We start from the raw sequence: 26,967 nt of genomic DNA on the forward strand, positions 1-26,967 counted from the left end.
TTAGTTAGGATGGACTTTCCTTTAGAATTGCTGGATATAATGATTGATATTGCGCAACAACCTGTTGAATTTGAAAATTTGCTAACACATGTTCACGACCAAGGTTCGCTTTTTGTGCATATTGCCGTGAACTGTAATTTAAAGCCGTATTAATCCCACTTGCTAAAGCCTCTGCATCCTTGGCAGCTACAACCTCACCACTATTCCCGACCAAATAAGCACAATCTCCAACATTCGTTGTGACACAGCATGTGCCGCTTGCCAATGCCTCCACTAGCACATTCGGTAGCCCCTCTCCTACTGAGGATAAAACGAATACATCAGCTGCTGCCATTAATTGTGGAATATCCTCTCTACTGCCTAATAAGAACGTCACTTCCTCTAACTGGGCCGACTCAATCAGTTGTAGTAAATCCCTATTGGCATCATCAATTTCAAAGCCTACTAAAAACAAATAAAAATCTTGCCGTTGCTGCCTTAGCTTTTTTACACTAGCCATCAAATTTTCATAATCCTTTAATGGGTCCCATCTGCCAACATGCAATAAAATGGGTTGATTGATGATGTCAAATTGTTCTACAAAATATTGCCTCTTCGTGCTTGGCTGATATTGATCTGTGTTGATGCCATTAACAATGACACGATGCTGCTTACCACTGTAGCCAATCGCTTCATGGATTTCTTTTACTTTTGGTCCACATGAAATAATAGCATCTACACGTTTTGACAATTTTGCACAAAGCTTGGCAATAAAAATTGTCCGGCGTTTATTATCTTGTTTATTGAGATTACTATGGTGAATTCCCCAAATTAATTTCTTTTTTAGCAATATCGCTAGGATATATCCTAGTAAATTAGCATGATACATCCATGTTTGAATAATGTCGCTTTCTTGACATAAACGATAGCAATTCATAAATGCGTTGACACGATTGCTACGCAGATCGCATATCGTTACCTTAATATTTAATTGCTTTTTTATTAACTCACCATACGTTCCCATCTCCGTTAAACAGATGACTTCTACCTCATAACTATCCCGATCCATGTTTTCTAAGAGACGATAAAGCATGGCCTCTGCTCCACCAAGGCCAATGGTCGTGATGATATGCATAATTTTAATCTTCTTTTGAATAGTCTCATCCTTTGATGTAGTTTCGTTATATGTAGAGCGTGCACAATTTGCTTGCAATCGCTTGTGCATCAAGTCCTTTCATTTTGATATGGTCATGAATCATTTGGTGATCCACTTGACCATTCTGAGTTACAATGGCCTGAAGCCAACTATCAATCTCTCCATGTAGATCTAGATAATGCACTAAACCAATATGTAAATCTACTTCTCTCGGTAAAGAGGAAGAAACAATAGCAGGTGTCCCGCAAACTTGTGCCTCTAAAAGGACAATCCCAAAGCCCTCAAAGTGTGATGGCAGGAGAAATTTATCAAAGAGTTGAAGGAGCGTGAGTATATCTGCACGCTGTCCTAAAAATCGTACACAGTCCTCTACATTTTTTTGTTGGACGAGCTGGTGAATTTCTTGCTCTAAAGGCCCATCCCCTATCAAAAATAGTTGAAAAGGGATACCCCGCTGTTTTAAATAGACGGAGAGTTCAATTAAAAAAGAATGATTTTTCACTGGTACAAAGCGTCCAATATGCCCTAACACTAATTCATCATCTTTTATCCCTAGTTCTTCTCTCCATTTTTTTCTCTCTTCAAATGATATACATTTTACTTTTTGAAGTTCAATTGGGTTTGCTATTACTTCAAAAGGCCTTTTACTAAAGCAAAATTCCCCCGCCTTTTGACTACATGCCACCAATTTCGTTGCATTGTAAACACTTAGTCTTTTCAACAATGCTAACATAATCTTATTGTTCCACTCCTCAGCAACATTCGTATGGCTGTGTAAAACACGGCATTGAACACCCGCTAAACGAGCTGCCAGCAATGTAAAGATCGCTCGATAGCCTGTATGATCGTGAACTGCGTCATATTGTTGCTGCTTTAGGATTCGATAAAGTTTCCTCATATAAGCAAGTGGTCCTTGCTGGGTAATGTATGTTTCGTAAAATATCTTGGAGCCCTGTTGAACTAATGTCTCATGGTATTGCCCTTTATTAAACGATAGAAAATCAAAATGGTACATTGATTTATTCGTATTCGTCCAAATGTCGACAACCATCGATGTAATACCGCCGAAATCTGTTGTTGGAATAATATGCAAAATTTTTTTCAAAGCTATTTTCCATCCTTATTCTTTGCCATAATAATGCTCGTACGTATTGCCCTTGATCTTATAGTTATTCAAGATAACACCTAAAATATTAGCCTTAGAAACTGTTAAGATTGACTTCGATTTGATAACGTCTGCTTGCCCAACCGCCCCTGTATTGACAATTAAAAGGGTGCCATCACATTTATTCGATAAAATTTGTGCGTCCGATAAAAAAAGTAACGGTGGTGCGTCCAAAATAATGATATCGTATATATTTTTCACTTCAGCCAGGAGGGAGGTCATCGTTTCTGAAGCTAATAACTCTGTCGGATTGGGAGGAATTGGCCCACTCGAAATGATATCTACTCCTTCGACGAAAGTTTCTTGAATCACCTCTTGTAGTGCAGATTGCCGTGATAATACTGAGGAAAGCCCTAAAATATTGTCTAGATAGAACGTATGGTGCAAAGTAGGTTTACGCATATCAGCATCTACAATCAGCACGCTTTTACCCTCTTGCGAAAATACCACACCAATATTCGCCGCATTTGTAGATTTTCCCTCGCCAGCAATGGAAGAGGTTACTAAAATCGTCTTCACATCTCGATTAGGCTGTGAAAACTTAATATTTGCGCGAATTGTTCGATATTGCTCTGATGGAATCGACGACATATCGGAAACGGTGATCAGCTTTCGAGCCATTGGTATTTTCTTTGTTTTTCTCTTAAAAAACATTAGGATGGCCCCCTGACCCTCAGTTTTTTTCTCGTCTGTAATTCGATATTACTGACGACCCCAATCACTGGTAATGATAAAATCTCCTCGATATCTTGCTCTGTTTTAATGGTCCTATCAATCGTTTCTAAAAAATACGCTAACACAATAGCCAAAGCGAAGCCGCAAATAGCAGCTATAATAAGATTCAGCATTTTATTTGGCTTTACTGGTACTGGCTGCTCACTGCTTTGGGCAACAAAAAGAATATTAATATTGTCTACATGCATCAAGACAGGAATTTCCTCTTTAAACACTTCTGCAATTGAATTGGCGATTTTCACTGCATTCTCTTCATTTTTATCCTGTACGCGAATATTCACCACCTGGGAATTATTGGCGCTTGAAACCTCTATTTGCTTCATTAATTCATCTGGTGTCGTATCAAGTGACAGTACATCAATAACCTTCGCTAAAATAACAGGACTTTTAATAATCACATTGTACGTATTAATGAGTCGCAGATCCGTATCAACATTTTGTGCACCTACTAGTTGCTGATTTTCATAGCTTTTTTGATTGACCAATAATTGCGTTTCCGCTTCATATATCGGCGTTTGAATATAATAACTTATCAATATAGCGATGCCCATAGATAGAAGCATGAGCATGAGGATGAAGAACCAGCGTTTTAGCAATACTTTTATGAGACTTTGTATTGTCATTTCTTCATTCACAAATGGATCCCCTCCTAATAGGCAAATCGTGCACAATATTAATAAAGTATATTAAACAAGCCTACTGGTTATTCGGACAAAGTCGCGCTTTTGCCCCTATCCCTCATACTTCCACTTACAACAAATACAAGGAGATGAAGCATATTAAAATAAAGTATTTCAAATGTAGAAACCCCTAATACGGCAACCACGACCAAGGCTGTAAAAACGATAAGCTGTTCATTCATCTGACGATAACCCTTGGCAATGGCAAAAAGAAACAAACAGTAGCTAACCAGTGCCAGCAAGCCTGCCTCCTGTAAAATATTAATCAATGTATTATGTGCATGGGAAACACCTATAGACCACAATGATTCAACACCGTGTCCCCAAAAATGAAAATGCTCAAAAACATATTGCCAAATTTCAAGGCGACCATCTGTTATGTTCGTAGATTTTTTCTCCATTTTTAATAGAATACTTTGTACCGCCTCTTGCATCATGTCCATTTTCATCATCACCATTACTACAACTACACCTAAACATGTAAACAATGTGACCAACTTTATGAAGGGCAGGAAGGTTTTGTTCATGCTTTTAACAATCCAAACCATGACAACAACTGTGGCAAGAGCAACGGTTAATAATGATGTACGCGCATTTGATAGCAAAATAACATACAAACTAATTAAATAGACGACCGTATAAAGTATAAAAGACAGCATGTATTTTACCTTTTGTTGCCCATGTAACATCTGTATTGTCACGTTATACAGTTTCATTAATACTACTATCACTAAACCAATCATAGAAAACCCCATTGTATTTGGATTTTCAAATACACCAGCAAAAGCTTCAAACATATAATGTGCTTGCTGAAAACATAGCATTAAAAATGGGATATAGGCGATTAGCACACTATTTAACACGATTTCTAATACTTGTGCTTTCACAAGATCATTAAAAAAAATAGAAACAGCTATAAACAGGCACATCAATTGTAAACTGTTTTTCAATAAAATCATGTCCTGATTCATACCTGCTGCTATGACACAAAAAAATGTATACAGACTAAAGAAAACACAGGCTTGTACATTGTGAATATGTATTTTTTTATGCAGGAGTACAGATATCACTATGATGAACAAGCCGATTACTAAAGATAATTTATGATAAATACCAGCGACTGGCTGCATGAGACTCATAAAAATAAGTGTGCTAAACATTAATGTGTAGAATATTTTCATGTGATTGTCACGCTCAAATCCTACAAAGACATATGAAAGAAATACCATCGTTTCCTTAAAGCCATATCATCCAATTCGAGTGGCAAAATTGGCTTATTTGCTAAAATGCTTGCATTATTCGTTAAGAGGCGATTGATCGAATCTCCCTCTTTCTTTCTCTCCAGATATTGCAGTGCTGCTTGATAATAAAAGCATCTTGTGCGTAGATCGTGGGCATCAGAGCCTATCATATGAATGTAATTGGCCCTCACTAAAGCAAGTGATAATCGCTGTACTTCCTTACCATACAATCCGGTTAAACTACCCGCCGTCAATTGTGTAAATACCCCTTGTTGAATGAGGGCATTCAGCCTTTTTGGATTTTCTCTAATAGCCATATTTCGTTCAGGATGGGCCAAAATGGGTTTATAACCCGCTATTTTTAATTGTCTTATCATTTCTACCGTATAGGCGGGGATAGTGCTAGAAGGAAGTTCCAATAAAATATAGTTGGACTTTGCTAATGTATGGAGCTGTTGTTGCTGAAGTAGTGTAGGAAGCTCATCATGTAAGCGTATTTCGTGGCCAGTATGGAGTGTAATTGGTATTTGCTCATGCTGTAACAATTGTTGTAAACTCTTGACTCGCTCTTCGACTTTTTTATATGGGACATGATATTGTGGGTGCATGGCATGGGATGTACAAATGATTTCTGTAATTCCTTCTTTAGCAGCTTGCCTTAACATATTCAAGGAATCTCTTTCATTTTGGGGTCCATCATCTACACCGTATAATACATGTGCATGGAGATCAATCAGGATCATCACATCTTTCATCGTTAATCAAAATATAGCCTTGTTCTTTTTTATGATAAGAGCTCCTTAAACATGACTCTACTGAAAGTAAAAAAGAGGCTCTCTAGATATGAATCTAAAGAAACCTCTAACTTTCAATATTATTTCGCGTACTCCACAGCACGTGTTTCGCGAATGACTGTTACTTTAATATGACCTGGATAGTCTAATTCTTCCTCAATACGTTTGCGGATATCTCGCGCAAGACGATGGGAGGCTAAATCATCAATTTTTTCAGGTTGTACAATAATTCGAATTTCGCGTCCAGCTTGAATTGCATAAGATTTTTCTACGCCATCATAGCTTTCTGAAATTTCCTCTAACTTTTCAAGTCTGCGGATATAGTTTTCAAGTGTTTCACTACGTGCTCCTGGACGAGCTGCTGATAATGCATCAGCTGCTGCGACTAATACCGCAATGACAGATGTTGCTTCTGTATCACCATGATGCGAAGCAATACTGTTAATAACGACTGGATGTTCCTTATATTTCGTTGCTAATTCCACACCGATTTCAACGTGGCTACCTTCAACTTCATGGTCAATTGCTTTCCCAATATCATGTAATAAACCTGCGCGACGAGCTAATGCTACATCTTCACCAAGTTCAGCAGCAAGTAATCCTGCTAAATGTGCGACTTCAATTGAATGTTTTAGGACGTTTTGTCCATAGCTTGTACGATATTTCATGCGGCCTAAAATTTTCATTAAATCCGGATGTAAGTTATGAATACCAATTTCAAATGTAGTTTGCTCACCTGTTTCGCGAATTTGTTCATCCACTTCACGACGAGCTTTTTCCACCATTTCCTCAATGCGAGCTGGATGAATGCGACCATCTTGTACAAGTTTTTCAAGTGCAAGTCGAGCCGTTTCACGACGAATTGGGTCAAAGCCTGATAAAATAACGGCTTCTGGCGTATCATCAATAATTAAATCAATGCCTGTTAACGTTTCCAAAGTACGGATATTACGGCCTTCTCGACCAATAATACGACCTTTCATTTCATCATTCGGCAAGTTCACAACAGAGACAGTTGTTTCTGCTACGTGATCTGCAGCAAAGCGTTGTAGTGCTAATGATAAAATTTCACGTGCTTTTTTATCTGAGTCTTCTTTTGCACGTGTTTCAGCTTCCTTCGTCATCACAGCTATATCAGTTGTCAGTTCTTTTTCTACTTCATTGAGGATAATTGATTTAGCTTCTTCTCTAGTTAAAGCAGAAATACGTTCTAACTCTGTTTTCTGTGATGCAACGAGCTCATCCACTTTGCTCTCCATCTGTTCAATATGCTGTTGTCTTTCAGCTAGAGCTTGTTCTTTACGCTCTAAGCTTGCTTCTCTCTTATTTAGAGCATCATCCTTGCGATCAAGATTCTCTTCTCTTTGCAATAAACGGTTCTCTTGTTTTTGAAGTTCTAAACGACGTTCACGAATGTCATTTTCGGCTTCAGTACGAAATTTGTGAGTTTCATCTTTGGCTTCAAGTAGTGCTTCTTTCTTCATTGCCTCCGCTTCTCGTTTTCCTTCTTCAACGATTGTTTCAGCGACATGTTTAGCACCAGTGATTTTTGAGTCATTCACTTTTTTCATGTAGATATAGCTAACAGCGGCACCAACGATGAGTCCAAGCAAAGCGGAGATGATAGTAATTCCATCCATATGAACACCTCCTCTTGCTATTTGGGTATTACAGTTTCAGTCGGCGCATACATCTATGTCACTTTGGCAAAAATGTGCTAGATTTTACTTGTGCAAAATCCGTTTTATTAGCCAAAGCTTTCGCTTCATTCAGTAGGTGTTTAGACATCTATTGAAAAGGAACAACAACCACCCATAACAAGGAAATCTTAAAAAGTGTAATGTCCATTTCACTATAAACATTTGCTAAATGAAGACAAAATGTACTGCCTATTTAAAGTCATAATTCAGAAATTATACATATTTAATTGTATAGCTAGCCTCAAACTCTGTCAAGGTTAGTCAGGCGTCTGCTCGCCCCATCGGATAAAAAAAAGTAAGTCCTATCCATTCAGTGAATTTTTTCCCTATTACTTTTACACTAGAAAAAAATTCACCTTCAAAACAATTACCATAAAAACAGTACATTAGAAATAACACGTCTAAGGCTTAGAGCCTCTCTCTTATTATGTGTAAAAATTGAAGATTATAGACAAAAAAATGCATTGTCCCCTTAAATAAAGCGGGAACAATGCAATCGTTTATTTTTCTTCTTCAAGAAGCAACATTAATTCGTCATCCATCTCTTCTTCATCATGTGCCGCAATTGTATAAGAAGAAGCCGCGATACCATAAGAAGCTCGAATTTTATTAGCGATTTCTTCTAAAACAGCTACATTTTCTTTTAAATACTGTTTAGCATTTTCTCGACCTTGACCTAGGCGTTCGTCACCATATGCATACCAAGAACCACTTTTTTGCACAATATCTAATTCTACACCTAAATCAACTGTTTCGCCTTCTTTAGAAATTCCTTCTCCATACATAATATCTACCTCAGCTGTACGGAAAGGTGGCGCTACTTTATTTTTAACAATTTTAATTTTTGTACGGTTACCAACAATATCATTACCTTGTTTAATTGCTTCTGCACGACGCACTTCTAAACGGACAGAGCTATAGAATTTCAGCGCACGTCCACCTGGTGTTGTTTCTGGGTTTCCGAACATGACACCAATTTTTTCACGAATTTGGTTAATGAAAATAGCAATCGTTTTTGATTTATTAATCGAACCTGAAAGCTTACGTAATGCTTGAGACATCAAACGTGCTTGTAAGCCGACATGAGAGTCACCCATATCGCCTTCAATTTCTGCTTTTGGCACTAAGGCAGCAACAGAGTCAATAACAATAATATCAATAGCACCACTACGCACTAATGCTTCTGCAATTTCAAGTGCTTGCTCCCCTGTATCTGGCTGTGATAATAATAGCTCATCAATATTAACACCTAATTTTTGTGCATAGATTGGGTCTAATGCATGCTCTGCATCGATAAATGCTGCTTGTCCACCTGTTGCCTGCACTTCTGCAATAGCATGTAGAGCAACTGTTGTTTTACCAGATGATTCAGGACCATATACTTCGATAATACGTCCACGTGGATAACCACCTACGCCTAATGCTGCATCAAGTGCTAGCGAACCACTTGAAGATGTCGCAATTTCTAAATCGGTTCTTTCACCAAGTTTCATGATGGAACCTTTACCAAAATTCTTTTCAATTTGTTTTAGAGCCTGTTCTAAGGCTGCTTTACGATCACTCATTCATTTTCCTCCTTCGAAAACTGTTCACTGTTTTTATCTATCTCTACTATACTTGTTTTTAAGAAAACGCGCAAGAAAAAAGCGAACATTTATTCGATTTTTCTTCAAAATAAAAATTTGGATAGTTTTCCTCTACCCAAATTTCTATTTCACTCTATTTAATATCGTTTTGTATAACCGCGTTCTTCTAAAAGCTGCATTAAATAATGACATGTAAATTTCACCGCACGTAGTCGATTTGTATTTCGCATGCCTGATAAATGCAGTAAATAAGTAAGTGGCTCCTCATCATTGATAGCAATACCAATCCAAACCGTACCTACTGGCTGGTGATCATGCGCTGTCGGACCAGCCTCTCCTGTAAGACCAATTCCAATATTAGTAGCAAACTTTTCGCGAACAGCACTTGCCATTGCCGCCGCACACTCACTGCTAACTACACCATGTGTATCAATTAATTCTTTTGAAATGCCAAGCTGTTTTATCTTTGCATCAGCAGCATAGGTAACAACGCCACCAATCAGTGCATTGCCTACCCCAGGAATTTCCGCAAGCTCAGATTGAAATAACCCAGCTGTTAAACTTTCTGCGGCAGCAATGGTTAACTGATTATCAAGTAGCATTTCTACCGTTTTAGAGGCAAGAGAGTCGTCATCTACACCATATTGATAATCTCCCACAAGTGCCTGTATCTCAGCAACCTTTGTAGCTATAAGCTGTTGAGCTTCCTGCTCTGTAGCCGCTTTAGCTGTAACACGTAATGTTACTTCTCCATCAGAGGCAAGTGGGGCAACTGTAGGATTTGTTTGGGCATCTAGAATATCTTGAACTCGTACTTCAAGCTCTGCTTCACCAATCCCATAGAAACGCATCACATGTGATGCAATGATCCCTCCATCATTAAGCATCGCAGCAAGCTTTGGTTTCGCTTCAAATTGAAACATAGGTTCCAGCTCTTTTGGTGGTCCTGGAAGTAAAATATAGGTGCGGTCATTTTTTGTGAAAATCATACCTGGCGCCATTCCATGGTGGTTGGCTAGCACTTCACTGCCAGCTAAAATTAATGCCTGTTTCCGATTATTCTCCGTCATTGGACGTCCTCGTTTGGCAAAAAATTGCTCAATATACGTTAATGCTACATCATCAGACTCAAGCGAAACACCAAGATGACGAGCAATCGTTTCCTTCGTTAAATCATCTTTCGTAGGTCCAAGTCCTCCCGAAAAAATAATTAAATCGGCACGAGTCTCCGCCACTTCAATAGCCTGTTCTAAACGTTTCGTATTATCGCCTACTACAGTATGATAAAAAACGTTGATACCAAGCTCGGATAATTGACTTGAGATAAATCTCGCATTTGTATTCGTAATTTGACCTAATAATAGTTCTGAGCCAACCGCAAGAATTTCAGCATTCATGATTCACAAGACCTTTCTTATTTAGACTCAAGTAAAACACGTCGATTTAGATAGAAATAATCCCACCCAGACCAAAGCGTAAAGAACAATGCAATATAGAGCATGATCGTATCAAATGGAATACCAAACAGTGTAAAGATTGTATTGTGTAAAAGAGCAGCTGCAATCGCTACAATTTGTGCCCAAGTTTTGATTTTACCGAGCTGATTAGCAGCAACAACTTCTCCCTCACCTGCCAAAATCAAACGTAAGCCAGTTACGGCAAATTCACGGCTAATAATAATGATGATTACCCAGGCAGGTGCCATATCAAGTTCTACCATTAAAATGAAGGCTGCTGAAACCAGTAATTTATCAGCTAAGGGATCTAAAAATTTCCCAAATGTTGTCACAAGATTATACTTACGTGCATAATAACCATCCACCCAATCTGTTGTTGAAGCAAAGATAAAAATAAGTGCACCTATAAAATGGTGGATCGGCATCTCAGCGCCAAATAGTGTCAAAGTTCCCCAGCCGAAATCAAACATCATCACAATGACAAAAAATGGAATAAGCAAAATTCGAGAGATGGTAATTTTATTTGGAATGTTCATTTTTCTAACACCTTTCATGATGAAAGAAAGTAGCCATCACCTGATGACTACTGTTCTTTATTGAAATTGATGACGATATTTTGCGTTACAATCTGCTGTGCATACGGTAGAAGTTCGTCATTAATATAGATTTTAGCCTGCGTTGAATTACCAAGACGGACACGTACATAGTTTTGTGTTGTAGCATCAAACTCAACTACTTCTCCAGCATTATAGACACGTGTGTCCGTTAATAATTCTTGTTGCTGTTGGTTGCGAATACCCACAAATGTAGGACCTGATACTTCGATTTTAATTTTCATTGTATCTGTACCTGTTAAGGTATAAGAAGTCGTCGCCCCATCCGCCTCAACCGTCCCCGCGGAAATTGTTTGCTTCATCTCTTCTGTTTGATCTGTTTGATCTTCATCAGTTGGTGTTTCCTCTGTAGAGTTTGTATCTTCTTTATCTTTTTTCTGTGCATCTTTATTTTCTTTGTCTTTTTTATCCTTTTCACTATCAATTGGTTGAATATTAGTATCATATTCCATTTCAGGAGTAGTATTTTCTACTTCGCTTGTCCCTGAACTATTTTTAGATTGCCATAGTATCCATATGGCCACAATGATTACAACGATAAATAAAGCTACAATGATTTTTGGCATAGCCTCCATCATTTTATTCGAAGGGCCTTTCGTAACTTTTCTTCTACTTGGACTATTCGTCATCGATTGACTTACTTGGTCATTTGGAGTACTCGGTAGTTCTTTTTTATAAGTCTCTAAAATTTCCTCTGCGTTCAAACCAACAGCTTCTGCATACTGCTTAATAAAAGCTCGTACATAAAACGAACCAGGCATAATGGAATAATTGCCTTCTTCAATTCCTACTAAATAACGCTTTTGAATTTTCGTTATTTCTTGTAAATCGTCTAAGCTGTAGCCTTTAGACAGTCTCGCCTCTTTCAGTCGAGTACCTAATTCTGCCACTAATAACACCTACTTTAACATCAAATTAAAAATTAAATCCTCCAAATGAATCGGATTCGGACATGTGATTTTTTTCCATTATTTCATAAGTAATTTCTTCATCCGTGTGATGACGTAATTCAATGATATAATCAAAATCCTCTATTTTATATTCTGAATGCTGCACAAACATATCTGGATGCTCAACAACTTTAATGCAAGGCATATTCATCATTTCACGCACTAATTGCAAATGTCGCTCATCAGATGAACGCCGAGTCACAATACCATCTAAAATAAAAATATTGTTACGACTAAATTCGTCTCCCACAAGTTTATTACGAACAGTTTGTTTAATCATTGTAGACGATAAGAAAATCCATTTTTTATTGGCACAAACACTTGCAGCTACAATGGATTCAGTTTTTCCAACGCGTGGCATACCACGAATACCAATTAGCTTATGTCCTTCTTTTTTAAAAAGCTCTGCCATAAAATCGACTAAAATACCAAGTTCGTCTCTTACGAAGTGGAAAGTGTTTTTTTCGTCTGCATCTCGAGGAATATAACGACCATGCCGAATAGCTAGGCGGTCACGAAGTTTTGGTTGTCGAAATTTGGTTACGTTAATATGTTCCATTGTCGAAACAATTGTACGAAAACGTTCAATCGCCTCATCATTGTCTGTATGCACTAACATACCACGTCGGTCCTCATCGACACCATTTATTGATATAATATTGACACGAAGCATCCCTAAAAGTGAAGCAATATCTCCTAATAATCCAGGGCGATTCACCTGAATTTCATATTCAAAGTACCAATCGCTCAACACACTCGTTCCCTTCCTATTAGTTAACGTAAAAAATCCTTTATAAGTTCCATCATAGCTGATTTTTTATGTAATGGAAAGTTAGAATACATGGAATTACGGCGTTATTTACTAATTTTTTTTGATGCATGTAGATTAGGCTTACATACGTTCCCTTTTTCGTAGATAAATAGCTTTTTTATATAGAAAAAAGAGGAGATTGGCTCTCCTCTTTTATTTACTGCACATGCTTATTTTGTACAAGCTTAATGACACAATTCGCTAATGCATGCTTCTCATCTTCAGAGGCAACGCCCCATAAATCCGACAGCACTCGCTCTTGTTCGTTTTTAGGATCGACATTTGTCGCTAAATATTCCCCAATTTGGACAGCAGCCGTTTGAATCATTTTCTTCGGCATACCACTCGATTCAGCTTGCATAACGTTTTGTCCTAAAAACGATGTCCATTTTTGCCAGTTTTCTAAAATGGTCATATTTCCTCCTCCTTTACACATGTAGTATGTGCAAAAAAGAATATTATATGTACCAACCGCCATTTAATCGTATGATTTGTCCTGTCACATAATCTGCTTTACCAGACAAATAAAAACGTACCATTTCAGCTACATCCTTTGTCTGACCAATGGTACCTAAAGGAATATCTTCTAAAATATAATTAAGTTCTTCTTGATTTAAATGGCTGTTCATTGACGTATTTATAAACCCTGGAGCAACAGCATTTACTCGAATACGGGATAGTGCCGCTTCTTTTGCATAGGATTTGACAAAAGCATGTTGTGCTCCCTTAACGGTTGCATAAAGTGCCTCACCCGCTGAGCCAGCCTCTCCCCAAATGGAGCCAATGAATAATACATAGCTCACCTCATGCTTACGCAGTTTCTCAGATAGTAAAGCTGTCAGTCGCATTGGATTTTGAACGTGGACACGCCATAAAGCATCCATATCCTCCACTGTTGTATCTTCGAGCAGCGAATAATGTGCCTGCCCATTTGCAAAGACAATGGCCTGCACATTAAAAATTTGCGCGGCTACCATTTCCGCTCCTGTTAAAATAGAAAAATCCCCCTGCACAAGCATAAACTCTTGTGCAGGGAAGGTTTTAGAAAGCGAATCACATAATTTATGTGCCGCATTTTTATTATTCGAATAATGCACATAGATGGACCATCCATCTTCTGCAAGACTTTGACAAATGGCACGACCAATCTCACCTGATGCGCCTAAAACAAGGGCAAATTTTTTCACTGTGCTCCCTGCTTGCTTGGCAAAATTTTAAAGACTGTTTGTTGGGATTCTCCTTGAATAGAAGTAAAGGCTTTGTGTAAATCCTCTATTGTTAATGTTTCAAGAACTGGTACCACATCAAACAAATTCATATCATTAAAGGAATAACGTGTAAATTGGTTTGCGATGAACTCAATCGAATTTAATGCTCGTAGGAAGAAGCCAATTTTTTTACGTTTTATACGTTCCAAACCAGCACTATCCAATTGGCTATTCCCCTCATATTTCACTAATTCTTCTTTTATCGCTTGGGCCAATTTATCAGGCTCTGCTGAATCCGAACCAATCATGGCAAAACCAAAGCCATTTTCTAACGTAAAATCAAATGCATATGTCTCATCGATTAAACCTTCTTCATAGACACGTTCATAAAAATTAGATGTACGGCCAAAAATAAGTTCAAGCGCGATTTGAACAGACAGCTCATGCTTTAACATATCCTGTCCTGATAAATTCGTATCCTTTGCTTTCAAACCAACATAAATTTTCGGCTTTTGTACATCCATATTTAATGTACGTTCTTTAATCGCTACGTCTGTTGGTTCTGTATCAAAGAAACGTTGAATTGGTGTTGGCTCTGGGAACTCTTTTTTACCTTGATTGTCACGAATAAAAGTCATCATTTCCTCTGGCTCTACAGCGCCAATGACAAATAATAACATATTTGAAGGATGATAAAACGTATTGTAGCACGTATATAAATGCTCTGCTGTAATGCCGTCAATCGATTCAATCGTTCCTGCTATATCAATTTTTACAGGATGTTGATGATACATATTTTCAATCGTACCAAAATATAGACGCCAGTCTGGTTGATCATCATACATCGTAATTTCTTGCCCAATAATTCCTTTTTCTTTGTTGACAGTAGCTTCTGTAAAGTATGGCTCTTGCACAAAATTCAATAAAGTTTCTGTGCTCTTATATATATTGTCAGTAGATGAAAATAAATAAGCTGTGCGTGTGAACGACGTAAAGGCATTCGCCGAAGCACCATATTCGCTAAATTTTTGAAAAACATCACCATCTTCTTTTTCGAACATTTTATGCTCTAAAAAGTGTGCAATACCATCTGGCACTGTAATACTTTCCGTTTCACCGATTGGTACAAACGTACGATCAACAGAGCCGTACTTTGTTGTAAATGTTACAAATGTTTTGGAAAAGCCCTTTTTTGGTAAAATATATACATCTAAGCCATTGTCTAGTTTTTCATAGTAAAGTGTTTCATCTAGTTGTTTAAATTCAATTGTTTTCATTGTGCGGCTTGCTCCTTTCCACATAAGAAATAGACCGCTTCAAGCTGCACTTGCTTAGCCATTGCAACAACGTCTTCCTTTGTTACAGCTTTCCACTTATTTGCCCAGGCTTCAACAGAGAATTCCTCAGGTAAATCTTTATATTGGTCAAAAATTTCAATTTGTCCACGCGCAGAATCCAAGGACTCTTTTAGCTGATTTGTCAGCATAGCCTTTGTTTGCTCCAGCTCTAAATCTGTAATGTCTCCAGCCTGCATGACAGCAAGTTGTTCTTTAATTAAAGACAATGCTTTTTCTTCATTTTTAGCTTCAATCCCAGAAACAACAAACAGAAGACCGTAATGCGATGCATAGGAGCTTGATGCGTAATAAGCAAGACTCTCTTTCTCACGCACATTCATAAATAATTTAGCATGAGGATAGCCTCCAAAAATGCCATTAAAAATCTGCATTTTAGCAAAATCAGCATCTCCAAATCGAATAGGCGTGCTAAAGCCAATATGAAGCTTACCTTGTTTCATTTCATGCTGTTCTCTTACGTAATCATTGTCAGGATGCTGTTGTGGTAATACTGCTGGCACTTCCTCTGGTGTGCGATCATTAAATGGTAGCGCTTTTTTTAATTTCGCTACAAGTTCCTCTTCATTAATGTCTCCAGCAACATAAATATCTATTTTGTCGTTAGCGAGCATGGATTGGTATGCCTCAAATAAAGAAGCAGGCGTAATTTTTTGAATTTCTTCTACGCTACCATTAGCCGAAATCGATGCAGGCTCGTTTGGTCTCAAGATTTGTTGTAAACGGAACTGAGCAAAACGAGATTTATCATCAAAAATAGATTCAATCCGTTGAATGACTGTTTTCTTCTCCCGTTCTACAATCGATTCCTTAAAGACACCGTTTTCTAAATTAGGCTCAAAAATAGCTGTGTGCAATAAACCAAGTACGTCGTTTAAGACACTTGTATTTGCTAGATAATGATCATTCACAGTCTCCACATTCATTAGCACCGTATGTTCATTACCTCGTTTTGATGTATCAAAATATAAAACAGTACCATATAAATCATCTAAAAAGCTACGGAAAGCAGCAGTTGTTTTATATTTAGCATTACTATGCTGTAGTACATTGGTTAACACTGTACGTTCCGATGCACTTTTTGCAGTTAATGCTCTTCTCCATTTAATCGAAAAATTTACGGTTTTAAATTGGGTTGTTTGTCGGATATGCAAATTGACACCTTTTGCAAAAGGTATTGTTTTAAACATATGAAACCCTCCTATCCTTCTTAATATAACGATGTACTACACATACTATACATGTCTATTGTCTATAATTGCAAAAAGAATCCAAAGTATGTATGGGAAAAATTAAAAAATGCACCAATTTCATATGTAAAAAAAGACTGAGCATCGTTCACTCAGTCTTTTTGATTCATTTTTCTTAACGTTTACCTTTAATATAAGGCTGTCCACTTGCTTTTGGAGCATTCGCTTTACCAATAAAGCCTGCTAAAGCAAGGATTGTTAAGACGTATGGTAAAATTTGCAGATAAACGGCTGGTACATTCTCGATGAATGGAATTTGACTTCCTGCAATACTTAAAGTTTGCGCTAAACCGAAGAATAAGGCTGCTCCTAATGCACCAATTGGATGCCATTTCCCGAAAATCATAGCGGCAATGGCCATGAAACCTTGTCCAGCAATTGTTGCATGCGAAAAGTCATGTGTAATTGTTTGTGCATAGACTGCACCACCAAGACCACCTAATGCCCCAGAAATAACAACGGCAATATAGCGCATTTTATTAACATTAATCCCCATTGTATCTGCTGCCATTGGGTGCTCACCCACAGCACGTAAACGCAAGCCGAATGGTGTTTTATAGATAATAAACCAAGCACCAATGGCTACCGCAAATGCTAAAATAGATGTGCTGTAAACATCATGGAACAATAAAGGACCAAAGAATGGAATATCCTCTAAATAAGGAATACCGAAACGGTCGATTGGACGTGTAATCATATCCGTTTGACCTTTATCATAAATCATTTTAACTAAGAAAACTGTAGCAGCTAAGCCAAGTAAGTTAATGGCTACACCTGAAACTGTTTGATCGGCACGGAAAGAGATCGAAGCAACAGCATGGAAAAGAGAGAAAATCCCACCAATAATCATAGCTGCTAACATCGCTACCCAAATCGTTGCCACACCTAATGATGAAGCGAATTCTAAATTGACAAAAATACCAACAAAAGCACCAACAATCATTAAGCCTTCTAGCCCGATGTTGACTACACCAGAGCGTTCAGAGAATACTCCACCGATAGCAGTAAAAATCAAAGGTGTTGCATAAAGAATCGCTGAAGGGATGATGAAATATAACATTTCTAAAAAGCTCATGTTATTGTCCCTCCTTTTTCTTGCTCAGCTTTTGCAAGCCTACTCGAATAATATAGCCTGATGCAACGAAGAAGATAATCAATGCGATGATAATTGATACGATTTCTTCTGGAATACCCGCAGCATTTGGCATATTTAATGCACCATATTTTAATGAACCGAATAGTGATGCTCCAAACACTACCCCAAGTGGTGTATTCGCACCAAGTAGCGCAACGGCGATACCGTCAAAACCGATTCCTGTAAAGCCAGGTTTAATAGATGCGTTTTGGAATGTACCTAAAGCTTCCATCGCACCACCAAGACCTGCAAACATTCCTGAAATCGTCATCGCTAAAATAATATTTTTATTAACACTCATACCTGCATAATCGGCAGCATTTTTGTTAAAGCCTACTGCTTTTAGCTCGTATCCACGTGTTGTTTTTTCTAAAATGAACCACATAACTACTACCATTAATAGTGCAACAATGATCCCATAGTGAAGACTTGAATTGTCTGTAAGCTCTCTTAAAAACGGAGAACGTAAAGAAGCTGATTCATGGATACGTTCTGTTTTAAAGCTTCCATCGGACAATTTTTTAATCACTGCGTTGGCAATATAAAGCGCAGTATAGTTGAGCATAATTGTCGCAATAACTTCATGGACTTTAAATTTCGCTTTTAAGAAACCTGCAATAAAGGCCCAAAATGCACCTGCAGCTGCAGCAGCAAGTAATGCCAATGGTAAGTGAATAACTTTAGGTAGCTCAAATGCGTATCCTACCCAAGCTGCTGCTAGCCAACCTAAAATCAGCTGACCCTCAACCCCAATATTGAACAGTCCTGTGCGGAATGCAAATGCTACTGCAAGACCTGCCAAAATATAAGGTGTTATTTGACGAATTGTGTTCCCAATTGAATATGAATCTCCAAAAATACCTGTCCAAAGAGCAATATAACCTTCTACTGGGTCATAGCCACTGACTACCATAACGATAGCCCCTACAATTAAACCGATAATGATAGAGATGATAGGAACGAGTAGATTAATGACACGATTTGACATTAGTCGTTCCCCTCCTTCGCATCATGCTTATTATTTTTTTTACTTTGCCCTGCCATAAGTAAGCCTAGCTCTTGTTCTGTTGTTTCTTTTGGATTTAACTCATCTACTATTTGTCCATCATAAATAACAGCAATACGATCCGATACATTCATGACCTCATCTAATTCAAATGAGATTAACAGAACGGCTTTTCCTTTATCACGTTGCTCAATGAGACGAGAGTGAATGAATTCAATAGCCCCTACGTCAAGTCCACGTGTTGGTAGAGCAGCAATTAATAAATCTGGATTACGGTCGATTTCACGACCGATAATAGCTTTTTGTTGGTTACCTCCAGATAATGCACGAGCCGGTGTCATTTCACCATTACCTGTACGCACATCATACTCTTCAATGATTTGACGAGCTTTTTCCGACACTTTTTTATAATCCATGACAAAACCCTTTGCAATTGGAGATTGGTAATACGTTTGCAGTGCAATATTATGACCAATCGGGAAATCTAACACTAAACCATGTTTATGACGGTCTTGTGGGATATGACCGACGCCTTCCTCTGTAATTTTACGAGGCTTCATATTGGTAATATCTTTGCCATTTAACTTAACTGTCCCACTTTTGATTTTACGTAGTCCTGTAATGGCTTCGATTAATTCGGACTGACCGTTACCATCGATACCAGCTATACCTACGATTTCACCTCTGCGAACATTTAAGTTCAAACCTTTTACCTTATCAATATCTCGGTAATCCGTTACTACCAACTTTTCAATCGATAGCACTTCTTCAGTTGGGTTTGCGTCAATTTTTTCTGTTTTAAATTCAACTTGACGGCCAACCATCATTTCAGCCAATTGATCAGGATTTGTGGCAGCGGTTACAACAGTGCCAATCCCTTCTCCTTTACGGATAATCGTCACACGATCTGAAACTTCCATAATTTCTTTTAGCTTATGCGTAATTAAAATAATAGATTTACCTTCTGCAATCAGTCGACGCATAATTTGAATTAATTCTGTAATCTCTTGTGGTGTTAATGAAGCCGTAGGTTCATCAAAAATTAAAATTTCGGCACCACGATACAATGTTTTTAATATTTCAACACGTTGTTGCATACCAACTGTGATGTCTTCGATTTTGGCATTTGGATCAACATCCAATCCATATTTTTCAGAAAGTGCGTGTACTTTCTTCGCCGCATCTTTTATATTGACAATCCCCATTTTAGTAGGCTCCGTGCCTAAAATAATGTTTTCTGTAACCGTAAAGTTTTCTACCAACATAAAGTGCTGATGCACCATGCCAATTCCTAAATCATTGGCAACATTCGGGTTTGTAATTTTTACAGCCTTCCCACGAACATGAATTTCGCCACCCTCTGGTTGATATAAACCAAAAAGGACGTTCATCAAAGTCGATTTACCTGCACCATTTTCACCAAGCAATGCATGGATTTCGCCTTGTTTCAGTTGGAGGGTGATGTTATTATTCGCCACGAAACTCCCGAATTCTTTACGGATTCCAAGCATCTCAATCACATATTCCAAAATTGTCACTCCCTTAATAGGCACTTATTAAGTATTTTTGCCTTAGCGTATAGTATCTGCTGCTACATGATTGATGGTACAGATAAGCCATACGTCCAGTAGTCAATTTCTACCAGAGGCTAGAATTATTGCTTGATCTAAACCCACCTATAGAGGTAGTTGTTTTGCTAAATTAATACAGGAAAGGTCATCGTTAGAAACCTTTCTTCTATTAACTTATTACCATCATGATTTACCTCTATAAGATTCCTATAAATCTAGTTAAATAGAGTATTGCGAATAATCTAAATATAACGATAGATTGAAAAATCATCATAAGGTCCTTCTAAAAGTCCCTTATGATGATCAAGAGTTGAATTATTTTTCCACTTTTTCTGGAACTTTGATTTCACCCTTAGCAATCTTCTCTTTATATTCATCAATTACTTTTTGTACATCTTCTGGAATCGCACCGCGTGAATCTGCAAGTTTAACACCGTCTTCAGCTAAACCATAAGTAAGTGTTTCTCCGCCTGGGAAATCACCATTTTTTGCTCTATTTGAAATATCTACTACTGCTGTATTAACACCTTTTAACATTGAAGTTAATGTTACGTTTGTTTTATCGTCTACTTTACCTTCTTCGTATTGGTCAGCATCTACACCAATTACCCAAATGTTTGCCTCTGGATCTTTTTTCTTACGTTCTTTTGCTTCAGAGAATACACCGTTACCAGTTGCACCAGCAGCGTGGAAGATTACATCAACACCTGATGAGAACATACCGCTTGCTGTAATTTTACCAACATCCGCTTTATCAAATGCACCTGTGTATTTATCTTCGATGATGATATCTGGGTTTACAGCTTTTGCCCCTTCAAGGAATCCAGCTTCAAAGCGATTAATAACTGGGATATCTACGCCACCTACGAAGCCGATTTTACCTGATTTAGACATTTTCGCTGCAGCTACACCCGCTAAGAAAGCACCTTCTTGCTCTTTGAACATTACTGATACTACGTTGTCTGCTTTTACTTCAGCATCAATGATTGCAAATTGGCCATCTGGATTTTCCTCAGAAATTGCAGCCATTGCATCTTCCATCATATAACCAATACCGAAAATTAAATTGAAGTCACGACGTAGTAATGCATTTAAATTTGAATCATAGTCTGCATCTGATTTTGATTGTAGGTAATCAAAACCATCACCTTTTGATAAGCCGTGCTCTTTACCGTAAGCTTGTACACCTTCCCATGCAGATTGGTTGAATGATTTGTCATCAACGCCACCTACATCAGTAACCATTGCTACTGAGAAAGTTTCTTCTGTTTTGTCGCCGCCTGAAGCATTGTCATTGTCTTTTGCAGGTTTTTCGTCGTCTTTCGTACCACAAGCACCTAAAATAGCACTTGCCGCTAATACTGATGTTAATACTAAACCAAATTTACGTTTTTTCATTTAATTAACCCCCCAAAGGTATTGTAATTAGCAGGAAAAAAATTTAGAAATGTTCTACACCCGTTTACGAACTACATGGAAGCTGAATTTATCAGCTCGGAAATAATTTTTTGAATAGAGCACTACTTGATCATGGTCATCGTAATGCAACTGCTTTAACACTAAAAGAGCTGTTTCACGTCCGCAATTTAAAATCGGTGAGGCTTGTTCATGATACCCAATTGGATCAATATAAGTTACAGCATAGGCTACATGAATTTTGCCTGATTGCTCTAAAGCAGAGAACAGTGAAACTTCTTTTTTTTCGACAAAGTCAGTAGGCAGGAAGCTTGCGGGTAGCCTGTCTATGCAGTAAACTACTGGCTCACCATCCGCTGTTCTGACACGTTCAATCGTGAGTATTTTATCGTCGCCATCACATTGGAAGCGTTTTAAATCTTCTTCAGAAGGTGTGTGCTCAGTTGCCTTTAAAAAACGGGAACCCGGCTCCATACCTGCTGTTTCGATCATAGAAGAAATGCTCGATAGATGCTCGATGCCTGATGTAAACAACGGCTTAGGATTGACAAAAGTCCCAACCCCATGTCGGCGCACAATCACATTTTCCTCTTCCAACAGTCGAAGAGCTTCTCTAAGAGTAGCTCGACTGACTCCTAGTGATTTCGATAATTCAAACTCTGAAGGCAGCTTTTCATTTTCTTTAAAAATGCCAGCCTCAATGTCAGATTTTAAACGATCGATAACTTGAAGATAGAGATGACGATGATCTGCTTTAATAGTCACATATATCACCACCAAATCAGAGATCAGACATCTGATGTACAACATTCCTACTAATCGTTCATAAATATAACATTTTTGCAGAATGAAATAAACAGTTTTGAATAAAATCTGTTATAGAATTCATTCTTTCTTCATTTTCTTTGCAAATATTTGGACAAATATACAGTAGTTCTCACCATTTCGACATCTAGCTTTTTTGCTTAGTTATCATATTGGTGAACAAGTACTTGACGAGGCTTACTGCCCTCTGGTGGCCCTACAACCCCACGTTGCTCCATTTGATCGACAATTCGTGCAGCCCTTGAATAGCCAATACGGAAGCGACGTTGCAGCATGGAAACGGATGCTGTTTGCATATTGACAACTAATTGGACAGCTTCATCATATAATTCATCCGTTTCCTCTAAAATGGTTTCTTCTTCGGTAGGAATCATCTCCTCCTGATACTGCGCTTTTTGCTGTTCTATAACAAAATGAACGACTGCTTCTACTTCTTGATCCGATAAAAAGGCACCTTGCACCCTTTTCGGTTTGGAAGCGCCCGCAGGTAAAAATAACATATCACCCCGTCCAAGTAGGCGCTCAGCTCCACCCATATCTAAAATCGTTCTTGAATCGATGGCTGACGAAACGGCAAAAGCAATTCTCGATGGAATATTCGCTTTAATAACACCTGTCAAAACGTCTACACTTGGTCGTTGTGTTGCAATAATCAAATGAATTCCTGCTGCACGTGCCATTTGAGCTAATCGTGTAATAGAATCCTCAACATCACTTGATGCGACCATCATCAAATCTGCTAACTCATCCACTATGACTACAATATAAGGTAGCTTTGGATTTTTTTCCTCTGTTTGTTCATTCACTTTTTGAACATGTGCATTGTAGCCCTCAATATTTCGTGTACCTGTATGAGAGAACAAGTCATAGCGACGTTCCATTTCAGATACCACTTTTTTCAGTGCTTGCGAAGCTTTACGTGCATCTGTTACGACAGGAGCCAATAAATGAGGAATGCCATTATAAACGTTGAGCTCCACCATTTTTGGGTCGATCATCATAAGTTTTACTTCATGCGGTTTTGTACGCATTAGTATGGATACAACGATGCCATTTATACAAACACTTTTCCCACTGCCTGTTGAACCAGCTACAAGTAAATGTGGCATTTTATTGAGTTCGGCTAGTACAGCTTGTCCTGTAATATCACGCCCGAAGGCTACTTGTAATAATGCTTCTGGCTTCGCACCGTCCTTCGATTCCAATACCTCACGAAGTGTTACAATAGCCACTTCGCTATTTGGCACTTCAATACCTATCGCAGATTTTCCAGGGATTGGGGCCTCCATCCGAATATCTTTAGCTGCAAGTGCTAATGCAAGGTCATCTTGCAGATTGACAATTTTACTTACTTTCACACCTATATCTGGCAAAATTTCATATTTTGTGACAGCTGGTCCTAAATGCACTTGTGTTACCTTTGCCTTTACACCAAAGCTTTGTAATGTTTGCTCAAGCTTTTTGGCATTCGCCTGGATAACTGAATATTCACCACTTTGATCATGCTGAGGTGGTAGTTGTAATAGGCTATAAGACGGTAGCTGATAGTCTGCATTTTCCACTGCATCTGTACCTTGAATATGAACCTCATCCGCTGCTTCTTCTACTTCATTTTCCACCATAGCAGGCGTATCAAACACAGCTCTTTCCTGCGAGACATTTTGCGTAAAAGCAGAGATAATCGGCTCATGAGGTATTTCCTCCTCTTGTTCAGGCACATCCGTAATTTGATTTACAGCCGCAACCTCATCTCCACTTTCTACCCTTGAGCGGCGATTGTTTGGTTTTTTCGGTTTATTTTTCTTTTTATCATGATGCTTTTTTTTCCATTTGCCAAATAGATCTGGTGTTTTTTCTGCTAAATAAGGCACTAATGCTTTGCCAGTGACAAGTATGAGCCCAATAAAGAAGATGACCCAAGCAACAACTTTTGCCCCCGAGGCTTCAAATAATACATGAAGCCCACTAAATAAAAGGGCGCCAATCATCCCACCGCCCAGAGCATTGCTGCGGTGAATAATGCCATCTGTATTGATTAATATTCGCCACGATTCACGCAGCACAGAATCAGATAATAGACCACCTGATTTTGATAACTGTTCAAATAATATGCCATGACTAAAAATCGTTAAGCTCATAATAATGAGTACCATGCCAAGTATTAATCGATCCTTCATACTGACTTTTTTACGACCAATCATCATTAACAATGCAACAAATATAAGCATAAATGGAACAGCAAAATGTAAATTACCTAAAAGGAACATTGCGATGTTTTCTAGAATCCGACCAATCATGCCAAATTCAAAAATCATAATGACTGCTAATGCAATTAAAAGCAGTCCTAAAATTTCATACATAAGCGGATGCATATCTTTTTTTTCAGTTGTCGCTTTACTTTTAGTCACTTTTTTTCTTTTACTAACTGCCATCTATTTCACCTTCTTCTGCGATCCATTTTATATATGTAGCGAATCATAACATGTAGAACTCGAATATTTCAAAAAAAGGATTTTCCACCGCAATTGGGAGAAAATCCTTTTCATCTACTTTTTCCTCAAAACCTTTACGATGAGCTCGTTCAATTAATATTCCATAATAATTGGAATAATCATTGGACGACGTTTTGTTTTTTGGAATAAATACGTATTGAGTGTATCTCGAATTTCTTGTTTAATATTCGTCCATTCAAATGTATCTTTCCCAACATATTTTTCAATCACATTTTTTGCAATGTCAGATGCCTCAATCATTAATTCCTCTGATTCTCGTACATAGACAAAGCCTCGTGATAAAATTTCTGGGCCAGAGGCAATTTTCTTTTGTGCTCGATTTAATGTCACGACTACAATGAAAATACCATCCTGCGATAATAATTTACGATCACGAAGTACAATATTTCCTACATCGCCTACACCGATACCGTCAATTAATACGTTACCAGCTTGTACACGACCACTCATGCGCATTTTATTATTTTTGTATTCTACGATATCCCCTTTATCGGCGATAAAGATTTGTGATTTTTGCATACCGAGCTGTTGCGCTAACTTCGAGTGAGCAATGAGCATACGATATTCACCTTGAACAGGAATAAAATACTTTGGCTGCATTAAATTCAGCATCAGCTTCAAATCTTCCTGACTACCATGTCCTGATACGTGGACATTTTTACTAGAAGTCAAAATTTCAGCGCCTGCTTTTGACATAGAGTTCATCGTATTAGCCATTTGTACTTCCATACCAGGAGAAGGTGTAAATGTAATTAACACCGTATCACCTTGTTTAATTTTAATGTCACGATGGTGCTTACGGACAATTTTTTCTAATGCATCTAGAGGCTCTCCTCTATTGCCAGTTGTAATAATGATAATTTCATCATCTTGATATTTTTGCATTTCTGAAATTGGAATAATTGTCTCTTCTTCAACTGTTAAATAACCAAGCTGTACACCTAAATCAACAGCTTTTTCCAATGGCTTACCAACAATCACAACTTTACGGAATGATTTTTGGGCTTGGGCAAAAACTTGCTGAATACGAATAAAATTCGATGCATAGACAGCTACTAAAATACGACCTGGTGCTGAGTGGAATGTTTTTGATAATTGCTCTTCAATCACAATTTCCGATGTCGTATAGCCTGGTCGTTCAGCTTCGCAAGACTCAGATAATAGAATAAAGACGCCGTCTTCCCCTAACTGTGCCATTTTTGCTAAATCAGGTTTAAATTTACCTGTCGCTGACTGATCGAATTTAAACTCTCCTGTATGAACAATCGCGCCTTCAGATGTATGGAACACTACCCCTAACGAATCGGGAATACTATGTGTTGTGTGGAAGAATGTTACATACGTTGAGTTAAAATTCATACGACTACGGTTTGTTACTTCGAAAAATTTCACCTGATGTGGTGCAGGTAATTCTTTTAAATGTTCCTTTGCTAATGCAATGGTTAATTTCGATCCGTACACAGGTGCCTTTATTTTTTGTAAAACATAGGCAATAGAGCCGATCGCATCTTCATGACCATGTGTTAAGAAAATACCTTTCACACGTTCTTTATTTTCTTCTAAGTACGTAATGTCAGGAATCACGATATCTATACCTAGCATCTCATCTTCTGGGAACATTAAGCCGCTATCCACTACAAATAGCTCTTCATCAATTTCTACTACGTACATTGCTTTCCCAATTTCGCCTACACCCCCAAGAGGGATGATACGAATCAATTCATTTTTCTTTTTTGTCAATTTATTTCCTCCTAAAAAATATCCCGAACAGCAACCACTTAACATTTATTATACGGTTTGCAAAGCTTTTGCACAAATTA

23 protein-coding genes are annotated in these 26,967 nt (G+C 38.0%); all 23 read right to left on the reverse strand.

Annotation, left to right across the window (positions count from 1 at the left end):
- Positions 1-4: 4 nt before the first annotated feature.
- Positions 5-1,204, reverse strand: a complete 1,200-nt coding sequence (locus CRI88_RS02565) for a glycosyltransferase (protein ID WP_257982868.1) — start codon at positions 1,202-1,204, stop codon at positions 5-7.
- Entirely contained in the window at positions 1,161-2,240 is a 1,080-nt protein-coding gene (locus CRI88_RS02570) for a glycosyltransferase (RefSeq protein ID WP_230593792.1), read from the reverse strand. Before CRI88_RS02570 ends, CRI88_RS02565 begins: the two co-directional genes overlap by 44 nt.
- A 15-nt stretch (positions 2,241-2,255) precedes the next feature.
- Positions 2,256-2,954 (reverse strand): CpsD/CapB family tyrosine-protein kinase, encoded by a 699-nt coding sequence (locus CRI88_RS02575; RefSeq protein WP_036121265.1) that lies wholly within the window; start codon positions 2,952-2,954, stop codon positions 2,256-2,258.
- A complete protein-coding gene (locus tag CRI88_RS02580) occupies positions 2,954-3,670 on the reverse strand; it encodes a YveK family protein (protein WP_089932015.1) in 717 nt (238 codons plus the stop codon). Before CRI88_RS02580 ends, CRI88_RS02575 begins: the two co-directional genes overlap by 1 nt.
- Positions 3,671-3,738: 68 nt before the next feature.
- Positions 3,739-4,875: an O-antigen ligase family protein gene (locus tag CRI88_RS02585; protein ID WP_257982869.1), complete on the reverse strand. Its 1,137-nt coding sequence runs from the start codon at positions 4,873-4,875 to the stop codon at positions 3,739-3,741.
- Between the two features lie 41 nt (positions 4,876-4,916).
- Positions 4,917-5,711: a tyrosine-protein phosphatase gene (locus tag CRI88_RS02590; protein WP_231745015.1), complete on the reverse strand. Its 795-nt coding sequence runs from the start codon at positions 5,709-5,711 to the stop codon at positions 4,917-4,919.
- 119 nt (positions 5,712-5,830) lie between these two features.
- On the reverse strand, positions 5,831-7,390 hold the full coding sequence (gene rny, locus CRI88_RS02595; RefSeq protein ID WP_036121270.1) for a ribonuclease Y: 1,560 nt from the start codon (positions 7,388-7,390) through the stop codon (positions 5,831-5,833).
- A 560-nt stretch (positions 7,391-7,950) separates the two neighbouring features.
- The gene (gene recA / locus CRI88_RS02600) at positions 7,951-9,015 is read right to left on the reverse strand and encodes a recombinase RecA (protein WP_036121272.1); all 1,065 of its coding nucleotides are present in this window, start codon (positions 9,013-9,015) and stop codon (positions 7,951-7,953) included.
- Between the two features lie 158 nt (positions 9,016-9,173).
- Complete coding sequence (locus tag CRI88_RS02605) at positions 9,174-10,433, reverse strand: competence/damage-inducible protein A (RefSeq protein WP_058843925.1); 1,260 nt, start codon at positions 10,431-10,433, stop codon at positions 9,174-9,176.
- Positions 10,434-10,450: 17 nt separating this feature from the next.
- Positions 10,451-11,029 (reverse strand): CDP-diacylglycerol--glycerol-3-phosphate 3-phosphatidyltransferase, encoded by a 579-nt coding sequence (pgsA, locus tag CRI88_RS02610; protein WP_036121302.1) that lies wholly within the window; start codon positions 11,027-11,029, stop codon positions 10,451-10,453.
- Between the two features lie 47 nt (positions 11,030-11,076).
- Positions 11,077-12,006 carry a helix-turn-helix domain-containing protein gene (locus CRI88_RS02615; RefSeq protein WP_170829781.1) on the reverse strand — a complete coding sequence of 310 codons (930 nt, stop codon included), beginning with the start codon at positions 12,004-12,006 and terminating at the stop codon, positions 11,077-11,079.
- A gap of 16 nt (positions 12,007-12,022) precedes the next feature.
- On the reverse strand, positions 12,023-12,808 hold the full coding sequence (locus CRI88_RS02620; RefSeq protein WP_008178931.1) for a DUF3388 domain-containing protein: 786 nt from the start codon (positions 12,806-12,808) through the stop codon (positions 12,023-12,025).
- A 217-nt stretch (positions 12,809-13,025) separates the two neighbouring features.
- Positions 13,026-13,283: a DUF3243 domain-containing protein gene (locus tag CRI88_RS02625; protein ID WP_004224939.1), complete on the reverse strand. Its 258-nt coding sequence runs from the start codon at positions 13,281-13,283 to the stop codon at positions 13,026-13,028.
- A 43-nt stretch (positions 13,284-13,326) separates the two neighbouring features.
- A complete protein-coding gene (ymfI, locus tag CRI88_RS02630; protein WP_036121304.1) occupies positions 13,327-14,055 on the reverse strand; it encodes an elongation factor P 5-aminopentanone reductase in 729 nt (242 codons plus the stop codon).
- Entirely contained in the window at positions 14,052-15,353 is a 1,302-nt protein-coding gene (gene yfmH / locus CRI88_RS02635) for an EF-P 5-aminopentanol modification-associated protein YfmH (protein WP_058843926.1), read from the reverse strand. The genes ymfI and yfmH overlap by 4 nt, the downstream gene beginning before the upstream one ends.
- Positions 15,350-16,621 (reverse strand): EF-P 5-aminopentanol modification-associated protein YfmF, encoded by a 1,272-nt coding sequence (gene yfmF / locus CRI88_RS02640; RefSeq protein ID WP_058843927.1) that lies wholly within the window; start codon positions 16,619-16,621, stop codon positions 15,350-15,352. The genes yfmH and yfmF overlap by 4 nt, the downstream gene beginning before the upstream one ends.
- 175 nt (positions 16,622-16,796) lie before the next feature.
- On the reverse strand, positions 16,797-17,756 hold the full coding sequence (locus CRI88_RS02645; protein ID WP_036121312.1) for an ABC transporter permease: 960 nt from the start codon (positions 17,754-17,756) through the stop codon (positions 16,797-16,799).
- A 1-nt stretch (position 17,757) separates the two neighbouring features.
- Entirely contained in the window at positions 17,758-18,804 is a 1,047-nt protein-coding gene (locus tag CRI88_RS02650) for an ABC transporter permease (protein ID WP_036121315.1), read from the reverse strand.
- Positions 18,804-20,351 carry an ABC transporter ATP-binding protein gene (locus tag CRI88_RS02655; protein ID WP_089932014.1) on the reverse strand — a complete coding sequence of 516 codons (1,548 nt, stop codon included), beginning with the start codon at positions 20,349-20,351 and terminating at the stop codon, positions 18,804-18,806. Before CRI88_RS02655 ends, CRI88_RS02650 begins: the two co-directional genes overlap by 1 nt.
- Positions 20,352-20,708: 357 nt before the next feature.
- Positions 20,709-21,791, reverse strand: coding sequence for a BMP family lipoprotein (locus CRI88_RS02660; protein WP_058843929.1), 1,083 nt, complete (start codon positions 21,789-21,791; stop codon positions 20,709-20,711).
- A gap of 54 nt (positions 21,792-21,845) precedes the next feature.
- Positions 21,846-22,574, reverse strand: a complete 729-nt coding sequence (locus CRI88_RS02665; protein WP_036121324.1) for a GntR family transcriptional regulator — start codon at positions 22,572-22,574, stop codon at positions 21,846-21,848.
- A gap of 200 nt (positions 22,575-22,774) precedes the next feature.
- A complete protein-coding gene (locus CRI88_RS02670; RefSeq protein WP_058843930.1) occupies positions 22,775-25,066 on the reverse strand; it encodes an FtsK/SpoIIIE family DNA translocase in 2,292 nt (763 codons plus the stop codon).
- A gap of 153 nt (positions 25,067-25,219) precedes the next feature.
- On the reverse strand, positions 25,220-26,887 hold the full coding sequence (locus CRI88_RS02675; protein ID WP_058843931.1) for a ribonuclease J: 1,668 nt from the start codon (positions 26,885-26,887) through the stop codon (positions 25,220-25,222).
- Positions 26,888-26,967 lie beyond the last annotated feature (80 nt).

The organism is Lysinibacillus fusiformis (assembly GCF_002845985.1).
Classification (GTDB): domain Bacteria; phylum Bacillota; class Bacilli; order Bacillales_A; family Planococcaceae; genus Lysinibacillus; species Lysinibacillus fusiformis_D.